Origin of the sequence: Lactiplantibacillus argentoratensis (genome assembly GCF_037290055.1) — a bacterium.
In the GTDB taxonomy this organism is placed as follows: domain Bacteria; phylum Bacillota; class Bacilli; order Lactobacillales; family Lactobacillaceae; genus Lactiplantibacillus; species Lactiplantibacillus plantarum.
In genome coordinates this window covers 435246-454302 of sequence record NZ_CP147647.1, presented here as the reverse complement: position 1 = coordinate 454302, position 19057 = coordinate 435246, and the positions used below count along the sequence as shown (strand labels likewise).

At 47.1% G+C, this 19057-nt stretch carries 13 protein-coding genes, 1 pseudogene and 1 riboswitch; of the genes and pseudogenes, 4 read left to right on the top strand and 10 right to left on the bottom strand.

What is annotated here, in order from left to right:
• Positions 1–303 precede the first annotated feature (303 nt).
• Together V7R88_RS02090 and V7R88_RS02085 are read left to right on the top strand one after the other, a co-directional pair.
• Complete coding sequence (locus V7R88_RS02090) at positions 304–1209, top strand: proline iminopeptidase-family hydrolase (protein ID WP_063724013.1); 906 nt, start codon at positions 304–306, stop codon at positions 1207–1209.
• 16 nt (positions 1210–1225) lie between these two features.
• On the top strand, positions 1226–2851 hold the full coding sequence (locus V7R88_RS02085; RefSeq protein ID WP_338816368.1) for a peptide ABC transporter substrate-binding protein: 1626 nt from the start codon (positions 1226–1228) through the stop codon (positions 2849–2851).
• A 199-nt stretch (positions 2852–3050) separates the two neighbouring features.
• On the opposite strand, the gene V7R88_RS02080 is transcribed toward V7R88_RS02085, so the two are convergent.
• The 6 genes from V7R88_RS02080 to argC form a co-directional block, all read right to left on the bottom strand.
• The gene (locus tag V7R88_RS02080) at positions 3051–3557 is read right to left on the bottom strand and encodes a QueT transporter family protein (protein WP_338816367.1); all 507 of its coding nucleotides are present in this window, start codon (positions 3555–3557) and stop codon (positions 3051–3053) included.
• An 8-nt stretch (positions 3558–3565) separates the two neighbouring features.
• Positions 3566–3611, bottom strand: a riboswitch (PreQ1 riboswitch).
• Between the two features lie 54 nt (positions 3612–3665).
• Positions 3666–4688 carry an ornithine carbamoyltransferase gene (gene argF / locus V7R88_RS02075; protein ID WP_338816365.1) on the bottom strand — a complete coding sequence of 341 codons (1023 nt, stop codon included), beginning with the start codon at positions 4686–4688 and terminating at the stop codon, positions 3666–3668.
• On the bottom strand, positions 4681–5850 hold the full coding sequence (locus tag V7R88_RS02070) for an acetylornithine transaminase (RefSeq protein ID WP_338816364.1): 1170 nt from the start codon (positions 5848–5850) through the stop codon (positions 4681–4683). Before V7R88_RS02070 ends, argF begins: the two co-directional genes overlap by 8 nt.
• Entirely contained in the window at positions 5847–6593 is a 747-nt protein-coding gene (argB, locus tag V7R88_RS02065; RefSeq protein WP_338816363.1) for an acetylglutamate kinase, read from the bottom strand. The genes V7R88_RS02070 and argB overlap by 4 nt, the downstream gene beginning before the upstream one ends.
• A gap of 15 nt (positions 6594–6608) precedes the next feature.
• On the bottom strand, positions 6609–7817 hold the full coding sequence (argJ, locus tag V7R88_RS02060; protein WP_072535965.1) for a bifunctional glutamate N-acetyltransferase/amino-acid acetyltransferase ArgJ: 1209 nt from the start codon (positions 7815–7817) through the stop codon (positions 6609–6611).
• A 30-nt stretch (positions 7818–7847) separates the two neighbouring features.
• Positions 7848–8873: an N-acetyl-gamma-glutamyl-phosphate reductase gene (argC, locus tag V7R88_RS02055; protein WP_338816361.1), complete on the bottom strand. Its 1026-nt coding sequence runs from the start codon at positions 8871–8873 to the stop codon at positions 7848–7850.
• Positions 8874–9141: 268 nt separating this feature from the next.
• On the opposite strand from argC, the gene V7R88_RS02050 reads away from it, so the two are divergent.
• Both V7R88_RS02050 and carB read left to right on the top strand, forming a co-directional pair.
• Positions 9142–10209 carry a carbamoyl phosphate synthase small subunit gene (locus V7R88_RS02050; RefSeq protein ID WP_338816359.1) on the top strand — a complete coding sequence of 356 codons (1068 nt, stop codon included), beginning with the start codon at positions 9142–9144 and terminating at the stop codon, positions 10207–10209.
• Entirely contained in the window at positions 10202–13264 is a 3063-nt protein-coding gene (gene carB / locus V7R88_RS02045) for a carbamoyl-phosphate synthase large subunit (RefSeq protein ID WP_338816358.1), read from the top strand. The genes V7R88_RS02050 and carB overlap by 8 nt, the downstream gene beginning before the upstream one ends.
• 146 nt (positions 13265–13410) lie before the next feature.
• On the opposite strand, the gene V7R88_RS02040 is transcribed toward carB, so the two are convergent.
• From V7R88_RS02040 to V7R88_RS02025, 4 genes and pseudogenes are all read right to left on the bottom strand, one after another.
• Positions 13411–14181, bottom strand: a complete 771-nt coding sequence (locus V7R88_RS02040) for an ABC transporter ATP-binding protein (protein ID WP_054397598.1) — start codon at positions 14179–14181, stop codon at positions 13411–13413.
• A 15-nt stretch (positions 14182–14196) separates the two neighbouring features.
• Positions 14197–15210, bottom strand: a complete 1014-nt coding sequence (locus V7R88_RS02035) for an ABC transporter permease (protein ID WP_054397596.1) — start codon at positions 15208–15210, stop codon at positions 14197–14199.
• Between the two features lie 20 nt (positions 15211–15230).
• The gene (locus V7R88_RS02030) at positions 15231–16283 is read right to left on the bottom strand and encodes an ABC transporter substrate-binding protein (protein ID WP_338816357.1); all 1053 of its coding nucleotides are present in this window, start codon (positions 16281–16283) and stop codon (positions 15231–15233) included.
• Between the two features lie 717 nt (positions 16284–17000).
• Positions 17001–18980 (bottom strand): annotated as a pseudogene (locus tag V7R88_RS02025) (KUP/HAK/KT family potassium transporter).
• Positions 18981–19057 lie beyond the last annotated feature (77 nt).

Sequence of the window (19057 nt, the reverse complement as noted above, 5' to 3'; positions counted from 1 at the left end):
AATTAAACGCGACGATTAGGAAAGTAGCACTTAAGCAATTGTTCAGAGAGGTTCCGGCTGGTGAAAGGAACTCATACTGCTATCTTGTGAAAATCCCCTAATCACGGTAAGTGCAATCATTATTTGTGAGTACTTAATGGCAGCATCCATTATCATGCTAGCGCATCGTCACTTAATTTACCGTGCGTGAAGTGAGGCCAGTTTACTGGCAAATAATAGGTGGTACCGCGGAAACGCCCTATATCAATCAACTACTTGATTGGTATAGGGCGTTTTTATTGTCTAATCGAAGGAGGAATTTCTATGTTAACAGGAACTCATTTGGTGCAGCTCAAAAATGGTTTTCATTTATTTACTCGTACAGTTGGTCACGGACCAGTCAAAGTATTATGTGTTCACGGTGGCCCTGGTAGTAATCATACCGAATTTGAAAACTTTGCCACTGAGCTAGGTGAAGACAATTTTCAAGTCAGCATGTATGATCAATTAGGCTCCTTTTACTCAGATCAACCTGACTTTTCAAGGCCCGAAAATCAACAGTTCTTGTCCTTGGATTATTATTTATCTGAACTAGAAGAAGTCCGCCAGCAGCTCGGACTCGAAGATTTCTACTTACTTGGGCACTCGTGGGGTGGCTTATTGGCTCAAGAATATGCTTTGAAATATGGTCAGCACCTCAAAGGCTTAATTATCATGAGTATGATTGATAACATTGCCGAATACACACCACACGTCAATAAATTGCGCGAACAAACGTTAACAGCAAGCCAAGTTAGCTATATGCGAGGTATTGAAAGCGCTGAAGCCTTTGATGATCCAGAATACCAACGTCTTGTCACGACTCTCAACCAGCACTTCGTTTGTCGCCATCCGGAAAATGCGCCTCGTCAATTAGTCTCAACACTAGCTACACCTGTCTATAATTATTTTCAGGGCAATAACGAGTTCGTTATGGTTGGGGCATTAAATGGCTGGGATCAACGTGCAAACCTCCATAAAATCACAACGCCAACTTTGCTCACCTTTGGGGAATACGATACGATGCCACTATCAGTCGCTCGGCGTATGCAGCAAACTCTTCCACAGGCACGGTTAACTTTAACGCCAGATGGTGGACATTGTCATAGTGTAGATAATCCAGACGCTTTCTTCCATAACTTGAGACGCTATCTCACCGATGTCGAAACCAATCAATTTACAGCATATTAATTGAGGAGGAACGCTAATGTTGATGAAAAAATTGACAACTATTAGTTGCCTTTTACTAGTACTAAGTAGTCTAACCGCTTGTGGGCAAGCACATGCCAATGTCACAACCACCAGGAAAACCCTGCATTTGATGCAGGATAGTGAATTGACCTCATTGGATACCTCAAATACAGCCACACTTACACAATGGAACGTCTTACAGCAGTCCATGGAAGGTCTCTATCGCATGAACGCTCAGAATAAAGTGGTCGGTGCAATGGCCACTAAAGTCGTTAAACCAACAAATCATGGCAAAACCTACACCTTTCACTTACGACGAAATGCAAAGTGGAGTAATGGTCACACCGTCACTGCCAAAGATTTCGTAACCGCTTGGCAACGCTCTGTCAGTGCCACTTCTACCTCTGGTTATAGTTACATATACGAAGGTATCAAAAACGCTGCTCAAATTTCAGCCGGACATAAATCTGTTAAATCATTGGGCGTTACTGCAGTGAATAAGCACACTTTAAAAGTTACGCTCAGCCACGCCATGCCATACTTGAGTAAGATGCTCACCATGCCAGCTTTCTTTCCCCAGGATCATCAAGTGGTGTCCAAATACGGGAAAGATTACGGAACTACTAGTACAAAAATGGCCTACAATGGCCCGTTCGCCGTTAAAGGTTGGAACGGGACTAATGATTCTTGGAATTTGTTAAAAAATACATACTATTACGATAAAAGTGACATCAAGTTAAATAAAATAACAATGCAAGTTGTCAAGGACTCCACAACTGCCCATAATCTCTTCTCACAAAATAAATTAGATGACGCTACTGTCACCGGCGTCACCGCGCAGGGTGTTCAAAATGACTCGCATCTGAAACACGTCAGTAAAGCTGGCACTTATTATTTACGTCTCAACATGCAAAAAAATCGGGCTTTAAACAATCAATATTTACGTCAAGCCTTGAATCTTGTGCTTAATAAAAAAACACTCACCAAAAATATTTTGAGTGATGGTTCAACACCTGCTTACAATTATGTCACACCAGGTTTAACCACCGATCCCACTACGGGCAAGGATTTTGGTACTGAAACTCAAAGCACCTACCGACACAATGTTGCTAAAGCACAAGTATTATGGAATAAGGGTCTCAAGCAACTTGGCCGTTCTTCTGTAACATTAAAGCTAGTTAGTGATGACACAACGGTCGCTAAGAATATTGACCAGTTTGTTCAAGCCGCTGTAGCACAAAACCTGAAACATGCCAAAGTGTCAGTTTCAGCGATACCTTCAAAGGCCTCCGGCGAAGCAGTTACTAACGGAAATTACGATTTGACTTATACACTCTGGCTAGCAGACTACGCGGACCCGATTTCCTTTTTCGACATTCTGACAAAGAACAATCCGCAAAACTACGGGCACTATGATGACACTGTTTTCAATCAACAAATCACCGCTGCACACAACCAGAACGCAACTAACACACAATCATACTGGCAAAATATGAGAACTGCCGCCAAACGTCTCAACCAAACAGCAGCAGTCGTACCGCTTTACAACATGACTGAAAGTCACCTTGTAAATTCTAATTTAAATGGTGTCAGCTATCATGCGGTTGGCGAAAACGATTATACGCGTGCTTACTTCAAATAATTGTCTGGGTTCTGAAATGAACACCAGTCATTATGCACTATATCTGCCCATAATGAACTCTTAGCGCCAACTTCACTATGAGTCGATTAGATTATTTTGTTCAACTGACATCGTAATGACTCGACAAAAAAACCGTTATTTCAATGACTCATCCTTCATCGAAATAACGGTTTTTAGTCTGATTTGTAAAAGTCACACTCTACTGAATCCGGTCACTAAAGTGCAAGACCCGATCCAAGCTGTACATAATTGGCGCGGTGATACTCATGATAATCAACTCTGATAAAGCAGTTGTTAGATACGTCGGCCAGAAAGCGACGCCGCTACTCATCATGGTAATCATCAACGCGATCATAAACATTGAAACGGTGAATAATGCGATATTCAGTAACATCCGTTGCCAAACCGTCTTCAACTTGGGCGCCAGCCACGTCAATACCAGCAAGGCCAGTAATGATTGGCCACCACCAAAGAGAACGTTGAGGAGACTCGCACCGGGGCCAAAAGCATCAAATAAAATAACGCCGGCAACAATTCCCCAAACATACTTGCGATTGAACACGGCTAAGTGGTTCAACCCTTCAGAAACGCGGAATTGAATTGCGCCCGATGCCAAGCTAAAAGCTGCGGGGCCTAGGCATAATACAACATACATTGCAGCGACTAGGGCATTGATAATCCATGGTCGAATTTTTGATTGTGTCATTCGCTTAATTCCTCCTAGTTTTTTTAACGTGGGATGGTTACGAACCACGTATTGATTGAAACAAAGCGAATATAATCGTAGCACGCTCTAGTAGTTCCCGCAAGCTTGTTAATTGAAAATGCTGGTAGGAATAAATAAGTTACCTAATGTAGCCGCCATTACCGCCTTAATTGCTGGCATCCGGTTGCCGGCCTCTTCAAAGACGACCGCCTGCTTACTCTGGAAGACATCATCCGTAATTTCAAACGCCGTCATTCCGTACTGTTCGCCTAATTTGGCTCCCAACTGCGTCTTTAGATCGTGTAGTGCTGGTAAGCAATGCATGACAATCGTCGATGACTTGCCAGTAGCTGCGAGCAACGCAGTATTAATTTGAAACGGCAATAGTTGCTTGATCCGCTCACCATAGTCGACCTGCTCGCCCATTGAGACCCAGACATCCGTATAAAGCGCATCAGCCTGAGTAACGGCTTGTTGCGGATCAGCCGTAATCACGACCGTGCTCCCAGCTGCCTGTGCATACTGTTGGGCCAACGCGACCACGGCTGGGGCTGGCTGTAACGCTACCGGGGCCCCGATAGCGATATTGATACCGAGCATCGCTCCCGCCACAAGTAAACTGTTAGCCATATTATTGCGACCATCACCAACGTACGCTAACGTCAACCCTTTTAAATGACCAAAATGTTCATTTAAAGTTAAAAAATCCGCTAAAATCTGCGTCGGGTGCCACTCATCGGTCAACCCGTTCCAGACTGGCACACCGCTATAGGTCGCTAAGTCTTCGACCGTGCTTTGCTTAAAGCCCCGAAATTCAATGCCATCATACATGGACCCCAGTACTTTCGCCGTATCAACAACTGACTCCTTCGTCCCGAATTGGATGTCGTCTTTACCTAAAAACTCTGGATTCGCGCCCAGATCATTAGCCGCCACAGTAAACGCAGTACGTGTCCGTGTCGACGTTTTTTCAAACAGCAACGCAATATTTTTTCCTTGTAAATAAGGGTGTGGGATATGGTGTGCTTTAAGGGTCTTCAAGTGACTAGCAAAGTCAATTAAGTAAGCTAATTCTGTTGGTGTATAGTCGATTTCCTTCAAGAATGACCGGCCTTCAAATTGATTATTCATTCGTCGTGACCTCCGTTGTCAAAGTTGTCAGTACCTTTGCAATCAAGGCAATCCCAGCTAATAAATCGGCCGGTTGCATCACAATTGGGGGTAACAAACGTAACGTATTATCGCCAGCTGATAACGTCAATAAGCCTTCTACTTGTAGCCGGGTGATGACTTGATTAACCGGGATTTGTTCATTTAAATGGATTCCAATCATTAGGCCCTTCCCCGTGATTTGTTTCACTACCGGTATCGGTTCGACTTGAGTCGCTAGGGCTTGCCAGACAAGTTCGGCATGGGCCCGAACCGTCGTTAACAGCGCCGGTGTTAATTGGGTCAAGACACGTTTTGCCGCCGCCATAGCAACAGCATTACCGGCGAACGTCGAGCCATGGCTGCCCGGACCAAAGGCAGTGGCTAATTGCCGCTGACCAACCATTGCCCCCACTGGCAAGCCATTCGCTAAGCCCTTGGCAACCGTGTAGATATCAGGATCCAGGCCGTAACCTTCATAGGCCATCCGGTAACCAGTCCGACCGATTCCCGTCTGCACCTCATCAATAATCAACAAAGCACCCGTTGCTTGGCATTTCGCATTAACCGCTTGTAACCAAGCTGTTTGTCCCGCAAAGACGCCGCCTTCACCTTGAACGACTTCTAAAATAACGGCCGCCAACTCTGGTGTGATTTTGTCCAAAGCCGCGTCGTCATTATAGGTTGCAAACGTGATGCCAGGTACTAATGGCGCATAGCCAACCTGAATATGAGGATTGCCCGTCATCGACATAGCGCCATAGGTTCGACCGTGAAATGAATGCTGAAAAGCTAAGATGCCGGTTTTACCCGTGTACTTCCGTGCGAGTTTTAATGCAGCTTCATTGGCTTCGGTTCCGGAATTTGCAAAGTATACGAGTCGCTCTTCACCATTCGCTAACAGGCCAGCAACGGCATCTTGTAATTCATTTTCGTATAAATTCGACGTATGCCAGATATGCGTCAACTGCTGGGTGACGGCTGCCTGAATTTGTGGTTGGTGATACCCAAAGTTGCAAACCCCGATTCCCGCTGTAAAATCTAAATACGTCTTGCCATGATTATCAGTCAGATGAACGCCCTGACCATCTGTAATGGCAAATGGAAAACGTTGATAGGTTGGAAACACGTGTTGCATGGTCATACGGCCACCTCCTGAACAATTGCGGTTCCTGGTTGATCGATTGCATTTGTAATAATAGCCTGCTTGACTCCCGTCTGAATCGCGGCAATTGCAGCTTGAACTTTGGGTTGCATTCCCGCGGTGATCACAGCTGTTCGAATCAATTGCTGAGCTTGTTGTGCCGATAGTGACGTCATCACATTACCGTGATGTATAATTCCCGGGACATCGGTTAGCAAAACCAATTTTTCAGCATGTAGTTGTTGGGCTAGCACGGTCGCTGCCATATCCGCATTGACATTGAGCCATTGTCCCGTCTCGGTTAAGGCTAAAGGGGCCAAAACACCGATATGATGAGCCAACAATTGCATTAATTGCACTTGATTGACAGCGGTGAGCCGGCCGACATACCTTAGCTGTTGATAATCAATCAATTCACCAGTTAGTAACTGATTATCCGCCGCATTGAGCCCCAACACAGGTAGGTGATGTTGCGTTAATTTTGCAAGTAAGGCTGGTTGCGCATCTCCTAGCAGGGCCAACTTGGTCAGCACTAAGGTCGCCGCATCCGTCACCCGCAACCCGTTCATCTTATGCACGGGCAAAGCAAGCTGAGTCGTCAGTCGATTGATCATCGGTCCCCCACCGTGTACGATCAGAATCTGATAATGCTGTTGGTACCACTGTGCGATTTGGTCAAAGAAAGTGTTACTCAATTGGCTAATCGCCTGGCCCCCAATCTTAATTACAATTAATTTTGTCATTTTCACCACCTCCGTTTAAGTATGATAGCTCGCGTTAATTTTGACGTAGTTGTAAGTCAAGTCACAACCCCAAGCCTGACCACTTGCTGTACCGTGATGTAAATCAACATCGATCATAATCTGGTTATCACGTAAGGTCGCCTGCACTGCTGCCATATCAAAGTCAACGGCCAGACTTTGTTGAACAAGTAAAACGCCGTTCATTTCAATATCGACCGTCGCCACATCGATGTCTGCATCAGTGGCGCCAATCGTGCTAATGATTCGCCCCCAATTCGGGTCTTCACCGAAAATGGCCGCCTTAACGAGGTTAGAGCCAACAATTGCTTTGGCGATTTGCTGACCGTCAAACGTTGTAGCGGCGTGGACCACATTACATTCGACTAACTTGGTCGCACCCTCACCGTCAGCGGCAATTTGCTTGGCAAGTTGGCCTAAGACATAGTGCAACGCCTGATTAAAAATATCATAGTCGGTGGTACCCACTTGTAAACTCGGATTATCTGCCAGACCATTCGCCAACGTGACCACCATGTCATTAGTAGACGTGTCACCGTCAACAGTAATTTGATTGAATGTCTGATCAACGTTAGTACTTAGCATGTCCTGTAAAACTGGCCCGTCTATTTGGGCATCGGTGGTGACAAAACCAAGCATGGTTGCCATCTTGGGATGAATCATTCCAGAACCTTTGGCAAAACCGGTCAAGGTAACTAACTGGCCGCTGAGTTCACACTGCACACAGACGGTTTTTGGATGCTGGTCTGTCGTTAACACGGCGTAGGTCACCGCGTCACTCTTCGTTGGTGTCAATTGCGGCAAGCCGTTTTTGATTTTATCCATGGGTAACTGAGCACCAATCAGCCCAGTTGAAGCAACGCCAATCAAGTTCGGCGCCACGTTTAGTTTATTCGCTAACCAGGCTTGTTCTTGCAGCGCATTCTGCCACCCCTGCTCGCCAGTACAAGAATTGGCGATTGCACTATTCAGCAGCAATCCCTGTAATTGGTGGCCCTGGTCGATCATCTGTTTAGTTAACTTAGTTGGTGCTGCCTGAAACTGATTCGTCGTATAAGTTCCAGCCGCACTGGCAGGCACTTTTGAAAATAGCCAACCAAAATCTTTTTTATGACGACGAAGACCAATATGAATGCCATCACTGTAAAAACCTGCCGGCCACTGAAAGGCAACCGTTTCAAACTTCGTATTCGTTAAAACTTGCATCTGCATAACTTCCTCTCTTATTGCACCTTATCAGGGAAATACCGGTAACGTCGGTAATCCGGCCGTAACCGCGAAATCAAAATAGCGATTGAAATTCTGAACGGCTTGCCCCGCGGCGCCTTTCATCAGATTATCAATGACACTCACAACCACGATGGTATTCGTGACCGGATTATAATCAACACCTAACACACAGTTGTTGGAACCAACCACATCCTTAATTGTCGGCATTCCCGTTGGTAGTACTTGCACGAACGGCTGCTCGTGATAGGTTGCCGTGAAGGCTGCGCGAACCTGCGTCGTGGTCAGCGCGGACCTTGCTTTGGCATAAATCGTTGCCATAATTCCACGCGTTACTGGAATCAAGGTAGTGGTAAATTCAATCGCAGGAATCGCGGACCACCACTGCTGTAACTGTTGCATCATTTCAGGGATATGTTGATGCTGATTCAACTTATATAAACTCAAATTATCATTCACGGCGACGTAATGACTCGCATCCGTCGCTCGTTTGCCAGCACCGGATAAACCAGACTTCGCATCCACGACAATCGAAGTCGGTTCGATCAACTGTTGCTGAACAAGTGGCGCTAGCCCTAGTAACGTGGCGGTCGCATAACAGCCGGGATTCGCAATGTAGGTGGACAACGGCGCCGGCATATCAGCTAAGCCGTAGCTCGCCTGTGCCAAAGCGGTCGCCGGTGCTGGATCACGTTGGTACCACCGCTGATATTGCTCTGGATCATGCAAGCGGAAGTCACCAGATAAATCGATGACTGGAAAATGAGCGGCGACGAAGGGCAATGCCAATTCTCGCGTGATGCCCGCTGATGTTGCAAAAAACACAGCTGCATTATCGCGCATGATTGCCGTCGCATCGAATGGTCGAATAACCGCCGTTTCTTTCTGGTACATGGCTGCCACCGTCTTTAATGCCACCGTAGTTGCTCCCACGTGCCCGTATAATTGGATGTGATCGACCTCGGGATGTTGCTTCAAGAGCCGGTACAGCACCATGCCACTGTAACCCGTAACGCCAACTAGCGCGACTTGCATATAATCACCTCAAATATTCAAAAATAGTATATTAGCCGCATATTCATGCAGTAAGTATGCTTCACACTATATTCTCATTATCTTTAAAATGCAAGCTTCATTGAAAAAATATTCATTTTAATTTGTTATTCTGCATAAAATTAGCTTTATTCAGCATTTTATACATAAAATATGTATTTTTAATTGACATTCACCAAAAATTGCTGTTTACTTATCCCATTAGTCAAAATGAAATTTTAATCAAATCATCAGAAAGGGTGCGATTGGGATGAACAAATACTTAACTTTAGCAGACGGCACACAGTGGATTGGAACGGCGATTGGGGATTGCCAGCTAGAGGCCGCGGGGCGCATCGTCTTCAATACGGGAATGACGGGTTATCAGGAAACGTTGACTGATCCATCCTACTTAAATCAAATGATTGCCTTCACCTACCCATTAATTGGTAATTATGGTATCGATCCGACCGTGGCCCAGGCACCCGCGATTGGCGCGCAAGCCATCATCGTTCACGAACTGGCCACTTTTAATGATCACTATACTAGTCGCCAATCACTGGCGAATTTTCTGACAACCCACCATGTGGCTGGCATTGAAGGCGTCGATACTCGTGACCTAACGATTCACATTCGCCAAACGGGAGCCCAGATGGCAATCTTAAGTAATCATCCCATCACTGATTTTGAAGCAAAGCTCGCCACGTTTGTGCCCCAAGCACTTACGGCCGCGCCACTCCCAGTAGCGACGACCACTACCCGGCCGCGCATCGCAATTCTCAACTTTGGTGAAAAAGCAGCCATCACTGCCGAATTGCAAGCCCGGGGCGCGGACGTTGTTGTCCTTCCACCTACAGCTAGTCTCAAGGCCGTGGCCGCGTATCACCCTGACGGAATTTTGTTATCCAACGGTCCCGGTGATCCGACTGACTATCACACTTACTTAGCGACCATTCGCCAACTCGCACAACGTTATCCGCTGGCTGGCATTTGCCTTGGTCATCAGTTGATTGCGCTCGCCTATGGTGCTCAGACTTACCAGCTTTCCTTTGGTCACCACGGGCTAAACCATCCGGTACAAGCCTGCGCTGACGGTCGTATTATCATGACTTCGCAAAATCATGATTACGCCGTCGATCCGGCATCGATCAAGGGCACCCCGCTGATCGTCACGCACACTGAATTAAATGACGGCAGCATTGAAGGCTTGCGCCTACCGCACCAGGCCGTAATGTCGGTGCAATTCCATCCCGAAGCACACCCGGGGCCCCAGGAAGCTGGGCAATTTTTCGATGATTTCTTACTAACAATTCAAAAGGAGGCGGTTGTTAATGCCTAAAAACAATGCCATTCATTCGATTGCTGTCATCGGTTCTGGTCCAATCAAAATCGGTCAAGCCGCTGAGTTCGACTATGCCGGTACTCAGGCTTGTCTAAGCCTTAAAGCGGCCGGCTATCATGTCATTTTGATCAATTCAAACCCAGCAACCATCATGACTGACACGGCCACCGCCGACGAAGTCTACTTAGAACCTCTGACTTTGACCAGTGTCACTAAAATTCTGCGGGCCGCCCACCCTGATGCTTTGCTCCCGACACTTGGTGGACAAACCGGATTGAACCTAGCGATGGCGTTAGATCAGGCTGGCGTTCTTAATGAGTTGAAGATCCAACTGCTAGGAACTTCCCTAGCCACCATCAATCAAGCTGAAGACCGGGCAGCATTTAAAACACTTATGAAGCGGCTCCATCAACCGATTCCAGCAAGTACCACTGTTCACCACGTGACCAGTGCATTGTCGTTTGCTGAAAAAATCGGTTATCCGGTCATTGTTCGTCCAGCCTTTACACTCGGGGGTTCAGGTGGCGGCATTGCCAATAATGCCGCCGAATTGACCCAAACGTTACAGCGGGGGTTGACCATGTCCCCCGTCACCGAGTGCTTGATTGAACAAAGTATCGCCGGCTTCAAAGAAATTGAATTCGAAGTCATGCGTGATAATCAGGGTACCAAGATCATCGTCTGTTCCATGGAAAACTTCGATCCGGTCGGTATTCACACTGGCGATTCTATCGTGTATGCCCCCGTTCAGACTTTGACTGACACTGAATATCAGCAGCTACGAACGGCGGCTTTGACGATTGTGGAAGCCCTCGACATTAGAGGTGGGTGCAACGTTCAACTCGCTCAAGACCCGAATAGTCGTCAGTACTACGTCATCGAAGTGAACCCGCGGGTCAGTCGTTCATCGGCGCTAGCTTCTAAAGCGACGGGATATCCAATTGCCAAAATTGCAGCCGATATTGCAATTGGTCTAAATTTATCTGAGATCAAGAATCCAGTCACGCAGACAACCTATGCGGCCTTTGAACCAGCTTTAGACTATGTGGTTGCCAAAATCCCCCGGTTTGCGTTTGACAAGTTTCCAACGGCCGACGCTCACTTGGGAACACAGATGAAAGCCACGGGGGAAGTCATGGCGATTGGGTCAACCTTGGAGGAAGCCACGCTCAAGGCGATTGCTTCGCTTGAAATCGATCCCAAGACCCAAGCGTCCTTGACCCCTGACCACCACGTCACCACGACTGAATATATCGACCAATTGACCCACCCGACAGATCAGCGGCTCTTCTATCTATTGGCGGCGCTGCAAGCGGGTTGGCCGTTAGCAAAATTAGCGACGCTAACGCAAATCACGCCATTTTTCTTGAGTAAGTTACAGCACATCGCCCAACTCATCCAAGATATCAAGCAAATACCGACGCCCCAACACCTCTTAACGGCGAAAAAGTACGGCGTGAGTCTGGCGACCATGGCGCACTATGCACAATCTTCGGTAACGACCATTGCGACTATGACCGCTGATTTACCGTTCGTTTACAAAATGGTCGATACGTGTGCAGGTGAATTCACCAGTGTCACACCATATTTTTATAGCACTGCTTTTGGGCAAACTAACGAGAGCCACCCACTAGGACACAGTATTTTAGTGCTTGGCTCTGGCCCCATTCGAATTGGACAGGGTATCGAATTCGACTACACTACCGTTCACTGTGTCAAAGCCATCCAACAAGCTGGCTACCATGCGATCGTCGTCAATAACAATCCCGAAACGGTCTCCACCGACTTTTCGACCTCGGATAAGCTCTATTTCGAGCCACTGACCATCGAACGCTTAATGCCAATTATTGCGCTGGAGCAACCAGTGGGCGTCATCGTCCAATTTGGGGGCCAAACTGCGATTAATCTCGCCCATCAACTTACTGAATTAGGGGTCACCGTCTTAGGAACTAGTGTATCTGCCACCGATTTGACCGAAGACCGGCAATCTTTTGCGGACTGTTTGCATCAGCTAAAGATTGCCCAAGCCGCCGGGACAACTGTGACTGAATTATCCGGTGCCCGTCAAGCAGCCCACGCAATCGGTTACCCCTTACTCGTACGGCCAAGCTTTGTACTCGGCGGCCGGGCCATGGCAATCGTTCATAACGATCATGAGCTCACGCCAGTTATTAAATCAGCGGTGGCAGCTGGCCATGGTGTGCCTATCTTGATGGATCAATACTTGGCGGGAACCGAGTGTGAAGTTGACGTTCTCTCCGACGGAACGTCGTGCTTCATTCCAGGAATCATGGAACATATTGAAGGTGCGGGCGTTCATTCGGGCGATTCCATTACAATCTATCCGCCACAACACCTCAGCCCTGCTGTTCAAGATAAGATCGTCACCATTGCCACCAAATTAGCACAACACCTCCACTGTGTCGGTATGATGAACATTCAGTTCGTCGTCACCGATGATGTCTACGTAATCGACGTTAATCCGCGGGCAAGTCGAACAGTTCCTTACATGAGCAAGGTTACTCACTTGCCACTGGCACAACTGGCAACTCAACTAATTCTCGGTCAAAGTATCGCAAGCCTTGGCCTAGTGCCCGGGCTCTTGACCCCCACACCACAGCAAGTTGCCATTAAAGCCCCAGTCTTCTCCTTCAATAAATTGCCACAATCACCAGTCGTTTTAAGTCCTGAGATGAAATCAACTGGTGAGACGCTCGGTATCGGCCCGACGTTTACGACCGCTTGGCGTGCCGCCATGGCTGATAGTTACCACTTAGAGACTTGGCAAACCACGGATGGTCTCATCACCGACGCGGCAACTTTGGCGCAACCCGCGGCTCAGGAACTGTTCGCGGCTAATCACCTCACTGTCACCACGATGACTAACACGGCTGATTGGCCCGCCACGACTAAAGCAGTGGGTTTCACACTTAACGACCAACCGGATAATCCCGTGGCAATTGCTGCATTGAACCATGGGCAACCACTAATTACGGCGATTGACACGCTCAAGACCCTGTTGGCCAACGCGACAACGATGGTAACCGAATAAGCTTACCATCTCGCAATTAGTCCAACTGACAAGATTACCTAGACAGCCGTATCCAGCTCACACCATGCGGTCCTATGTGTTCACAGCAAAAAATGCTTATCAAGACTGGCATCTCGCCACTCGTCTTAATAAGCATTTTTTAGTCGTTACCTGGCAGCCTGTTCGTCACGAGCGCCAAAGTTTAATTTATCCTGAATCTGATGCCGAAAATCGGCAAAATCGGCGCTCACCCGTGACCGTGGATGTGGTAATGGATTCGTCACAATTTCTTTGATTCTTCCCGGCCGAGGCGTCATCACAATAATTCGGTCACTCAAATAAACCGCCTCATCGATGTCATGAGTAACTAGAATCATCGTCGTCCGAGTCTGTTGCCAAACCCGCTCGATGACATTTTGAATATCCGCACGTGTAAACGCATCAAGGGCCCCCATCGGCTCATCCAAAAGCAGGAGCTGCGGGTTCATGATAATTGACCGCGCGAGGGCCGCTCGTTGGGCCATCCCACCAGAAACCTGATGCGGATAAGCATTTTCAAAGCCTTTTAGCCCCATCAATTCAATATAGTGGTCGACCAATTCGTGGTCATAATGCCGCCCACGCGTCACTTTCAGGCCGACACTAATATTCTCCTTGATTGTTGCCCACGGGAAAAGACTGCCATGTTGAAAGACATAACCGCGAGAATTATCTGGTTGTTTAATCTGCTGATCATCGATCGTTAACTGACCGCTAGCGGGATGGTCTAACCCAGAAATCAGGCGTAGTAACGTGGTCTTACCACAACCAGACGGTCCAATGATTGCTACGAACTCACCTGGATTGACGGTGAAATCAATATCATCTAGCACGTCGATCTGGTGACCATGATTGTCTTGAAGCCGCTGATTAACATGTTGAACTGCAAGTAATCCCATCTTATAAGCTCCTTTCTAGTGGGCGCTATCACGCCAGCGTAGGCAGTAATCTTGAATTTTGGTAAACACCGCAAATAACACTGAAAATAGAATCGCCATAATCACGATTGCCGCATAGACTTGCGTATAATTCCCGGTACCCTTCGCCCAGTTGATAAACCAGCCCAGTCCGACCTTAGCACCAATCATCTCGGAAATTACCAGCATTGTAAACGACAATCCCATCGCTGTATAAACACCAGTAAAGATACTTGGCAACGCCCCGGGAAGAACGATTTTGCGAACGATCTGCCACTCACTAAATCCCAAGGTCTTTGCTGATTCAAAGTATTCCTTGTTGATTCCTTGAACACCACCAATCGTCATGAAGGCCACTGGAAACCAGACCGAGAAGGCAATCAAGAAGACTTCGGCCATATAACTAGTTGGAAAGATGACCATCGTCAGCGGCATCCAGGCAGCCGCCGGGATAATTCCGATAACCTTCAAGTAGGGGAAGGCCCAGTAGTTAAACTCACGATAGCGCCCCATACCCAAGCCAAGTAAAATTCCGAGGACGGTCCCAATCACAAAACTGATCAACCACAGTGCTAAGGACGACAACGTCGAGGCCCAGAGCAAGGCGGCATTTTCGCGCATCTGGTCCAAAATCTGGGCAAAGCTCACGAAAAAAGGCTGTTCTAGGACGGCAAATTTCTCAGTCAGTAGGTCCTGCACGATCAACAAACCACCTAACGAGACGTTCAACTGGGCAAAATGCCCATTATATCGGCGAATCCGGCCATTTGTGACCGTGCCAACGAGCGTAACGATCAATAAATAGATAAAGTACCCGCCCAAAAACCAGTGATACATCTGATTATTAACGGTTTCCCGCGATGTGATCAATTGATTCTCAAAATATGCAATTGCTAATACGACTAAACTAACGATGTTCCAGGTCAGGCGCCAGGGTTTCCAGTAACGGCCGGTTGTCTTAGCTGCCTGCGCAGCCTTTTTTCGACTCAGTTGGACTGCTGTTATTTGCATGCTGTTCTGCCTCCTTGAATTTAGTTCTTAGATAAATCAGGATACCAATAAGCTTGCTTCAATAATTGCTTGTTATTCGTATTCTTCTTCAAATACCCAGCCTGCTTCAGTTGCTTAATATAGTAACTTAAATCTTCTTTACCAGTCTTAAGATTCAATTCAAAGTGTTCATCCTTCAAGATTTGAGTCACATTCTTCACATTGATAAACTTCGTCTTGGAGACATACCCTTTATTCAATTCAATCTTTGCGGTCTCTTCAGGATGCTTATTGATCCAAGCAGCAGCTTGCTTGTATGAACGGACGATGGCTTTAGCCTTGGCTGGATTCTCCTTGACTAACTTGCTCGATACGTACAGGTAGCAGCATGCACCCTTGGATTTCATTCCCATTGCAGCCATCTTGGCGTTACCACTATTGTTATTATTGTCAATAATGGTCTTAAACCCAGATTGCTTTTGCGCTTGGTAAGCATATGGATCAACGGTCCCAATCGCATCAACCTGACCCTTTTCAGCGGCCTTTGCTAATAGGTCAGTGCTATAAACTTTCCACGTTACCCCCGTCTTTGGATCAATGCCCGCATGTTGAAGTGCAATGGACGTCACGTATTGGGGTGTTGAACCTTGAGCCGGAATCCCAATCGTCTTGCCTTTCAAGTCCTTCACACTCTTAATGCTCGAGTTTTTCGGAACCAGTAACTTGATACAGCCTTGGTGGATGCCACCCACAGCTTTGATCTGCGCCCCATTTTGAATCGCAGGTAAGTATTGAAAGTCACCATTTTGCGCGTCATATTTACCACTCGCAAAACCCGCTTCGAGGTCACTGATATCCCGTGGGTTAGCTACTAGTTTGGCCTTGAGTCCGTTTTTCTTAAAGAAGCCCTTCTCATACGCGATATAATTTGGCGCATTACAGATAGAACCGTCCTTCGCTGGTATTGTCACTTCGCCATACTTATAAGTCTTAGATGTGCCCTTGCTACTAGCGCTACTACTGCCGCAGCCAGCTAGCACCGTCCCCAGTGCAATGAAACTCAATAACCCAAAAATAATTCCCTTTTTTCGCATATGCGAAGCCTCCCAAAAAAATATAATAAAAAATCGCCCCACTGTCGTTATGACAGAAGGACGATTACTCGTGTTACCACCTTTAATTCGACTATTTCTCGCAAAATAGTTCTCAGCAGGTACGTCAATCTCACTGAATTGAGATACCCTTGTCCGTTTATCGGGGACCACCGTCAGCGCTTAATCATTCGGCACTGAATGCTCCGAGACCATTTTCGACCATGTGGGAATACCGGCTTGCACCTGACCCGGCTCTCTAAAAACCCACGATTGATTTACTTATCCCATCACCACATTTGAATAATTAGAATATAATTAGATTATAGTTCTAAGTTCACACTTGTCAACACAAATTTTAATGCTTCCAGTTTTTGATTTGAATTCAGCTGTTCTTTTATCGTTGCCAAATCAACGTTTTGTGTCCAATTTCAGCTATTGAAATTAGTTTTGAGTTATCAGTTGCTCCATTGAAAATTAAAATTAGATGAGTCGCTCAGATATTGTTAAGCATGCGGCTAGTTCGATTTCTATTTATGAGCACTTGTTCGTCCTATTCCGGATTGCGGGGCTGGTTGCCAATTGCTAGAAGGTCGCCGACGTGAAGCGCCTTACAATTAGTTGTCGGCAGGTGACACAAGCCATACATGTTTACACTAATCCGAACTTCTTTCAGCAAGCCTCAACTAGCTGATTCTGCCCCCAGAAATCCGCATGGCATTACCGTCTTTCAGTAATCGGTAACGCCGGAATCTCGTTGAATAGGATTGGGACGGTTTCGAGGGTCACCTCCGAAAATTCTAAACCAAACCATTTGGCAGGTGTCGTCGCGTATTTTTTAATCATTAATTTCGTCTCGATCACTAATCGATCCAAGCGGGATAACCGACTACCATTTTCTAACTTCTCCTCGATGATGACGAAGCGGAAGTCACCGACATCGCGACCAGAAGTGACGGAATACGTCTGCTTCTGTGGCGCCAAACGTCCTGTGGCCATTAAGTCGCGAACAATCGTCCGTAAATAGCGGTTAATATCTTGGCGGACGCGAAATCCAAGGTATAACTTAACGGTCCCCAAGTAGTCCGTTGCTAACGTGTCGACCGTATATTCAGCGGTATACGGTTCATCCGTGATTGTCACATTAACAAACCAGTAGACGTCGGCACGTTTCGGCCACTTGTCTAAAATCGAATATAACACCTTTCGCTCCACTTGGTCGCCATCCATTCGGCTCGTTAGGAAGACCACGTTCGTCTGGAACTTGTCCACCGTCTGATCGTCGCGTAACTTAGCAAGCTGGTCCTGATATTGTCGTAAACTAAGCGGATGATTATGTTGTCTGACAATCTGTTCGCCTCGATACCACACAGTCATCACTAGGAAAATTAGTAAAGCAAGTCCGACCGCTACGTAGCCGCCGTGCCAGAACTTGGCCGCACTGGCAATCAAGAAAATTACTTCGATGATTGCAAAGAAATCGGTCAGTAGTCCCGCACCAATCAACGGTAAGTGCTTTTGCCGTAAAAATGCGTAGATCAAAGTGGTCGTCATCAACATTGTCAGTGTGATGGCTAACCCGTACGCGGCTTCCATTCTTTCACTAGTTTGAAAGAAAATCACCAGCATACTCGTCACGCCCCACAACCCCAAGTTAACGACCGGTAGATACATTTGGCCCACTGCTTTACCGGGATAAGTAGTCAGTAATCGGGGGAATAATTTCAGTCGAATCGCTTCACTGACTAACGTAAACGACCCACTAATCAGCGACTGTGACGCGATGATGGCTGCGAGCGTTGCAAAAATCACCGCCGCCATCGTTAAACTAGCAGGTAGCATCGCAAAAAAGGGATTAACGTGGCTCTGAGCCGCTTGACCGGGTCCTAAAATCCACGCAGCCTGACCGAAATAACTGAGTAGTAAACATACTTTGACATACGGCCAGCTCAATCGAATATTCGTTTTGCCGATGTGCCCAAGATCACTGTACAGCGCCTCGGCACCCGTTGTTGCCAGAAAGACGCTCCCTAGAATCAAAATACCCACTTTGTTCGCCGGGCTGATCAAGAGTTACCACGCATAGTATGGATTCAGGGCACGCAAGATCGTCCAATCCTGTGCCAAATTAACGAAGCCACTGACTCCCAGAAACGTAAACCAGCCCAACATGATGGGACCGAATAACTTGCCAATCGTGTTAGTCCCAAAACGTTGTAGCATAAATAGAAGCGTGATGATTCCAAGTGTAATCAGGATAATCGTGGTTTGACTGGCACCGAATAGATCGACGTATGCAGGAACATCGCGTAAGCCTTCAATGGCGGTCGTAACCGTCACTGCGGGGGTCAGCGCCCCATCCGCCAGCAATGCGGCCCCGCCAATCATGGCTGGAATGACTAGCCAACGCGCACGGTGACGCACTAATGCGAATAATGAGAAAATTCCGCCTTCACCATGATTATCTGCATTTAACGCAATCAGAACGTACTTAACGGTCGTGAGCAACGTCATCGTCCAAAAGACTAGCGAAACGGCCCCTAACATAAATTTCTCATCAACGGCCTACATCCCGCCCTGGCCAGTAATGATGGCTTTCATCACGTATAACGGACTGGTTCCGATATCACCATATACCACACCCATTGCGACTAACAGCCCCGCCGCGCGATGCTTATTGAACTGCGCCTGTTTGCTCATTATGCCCCCATCCTTTCGCCGACATTCCAAATTCACACCCGATCGTACCCGTATAATGGGTTCAATTAGCTTACCGA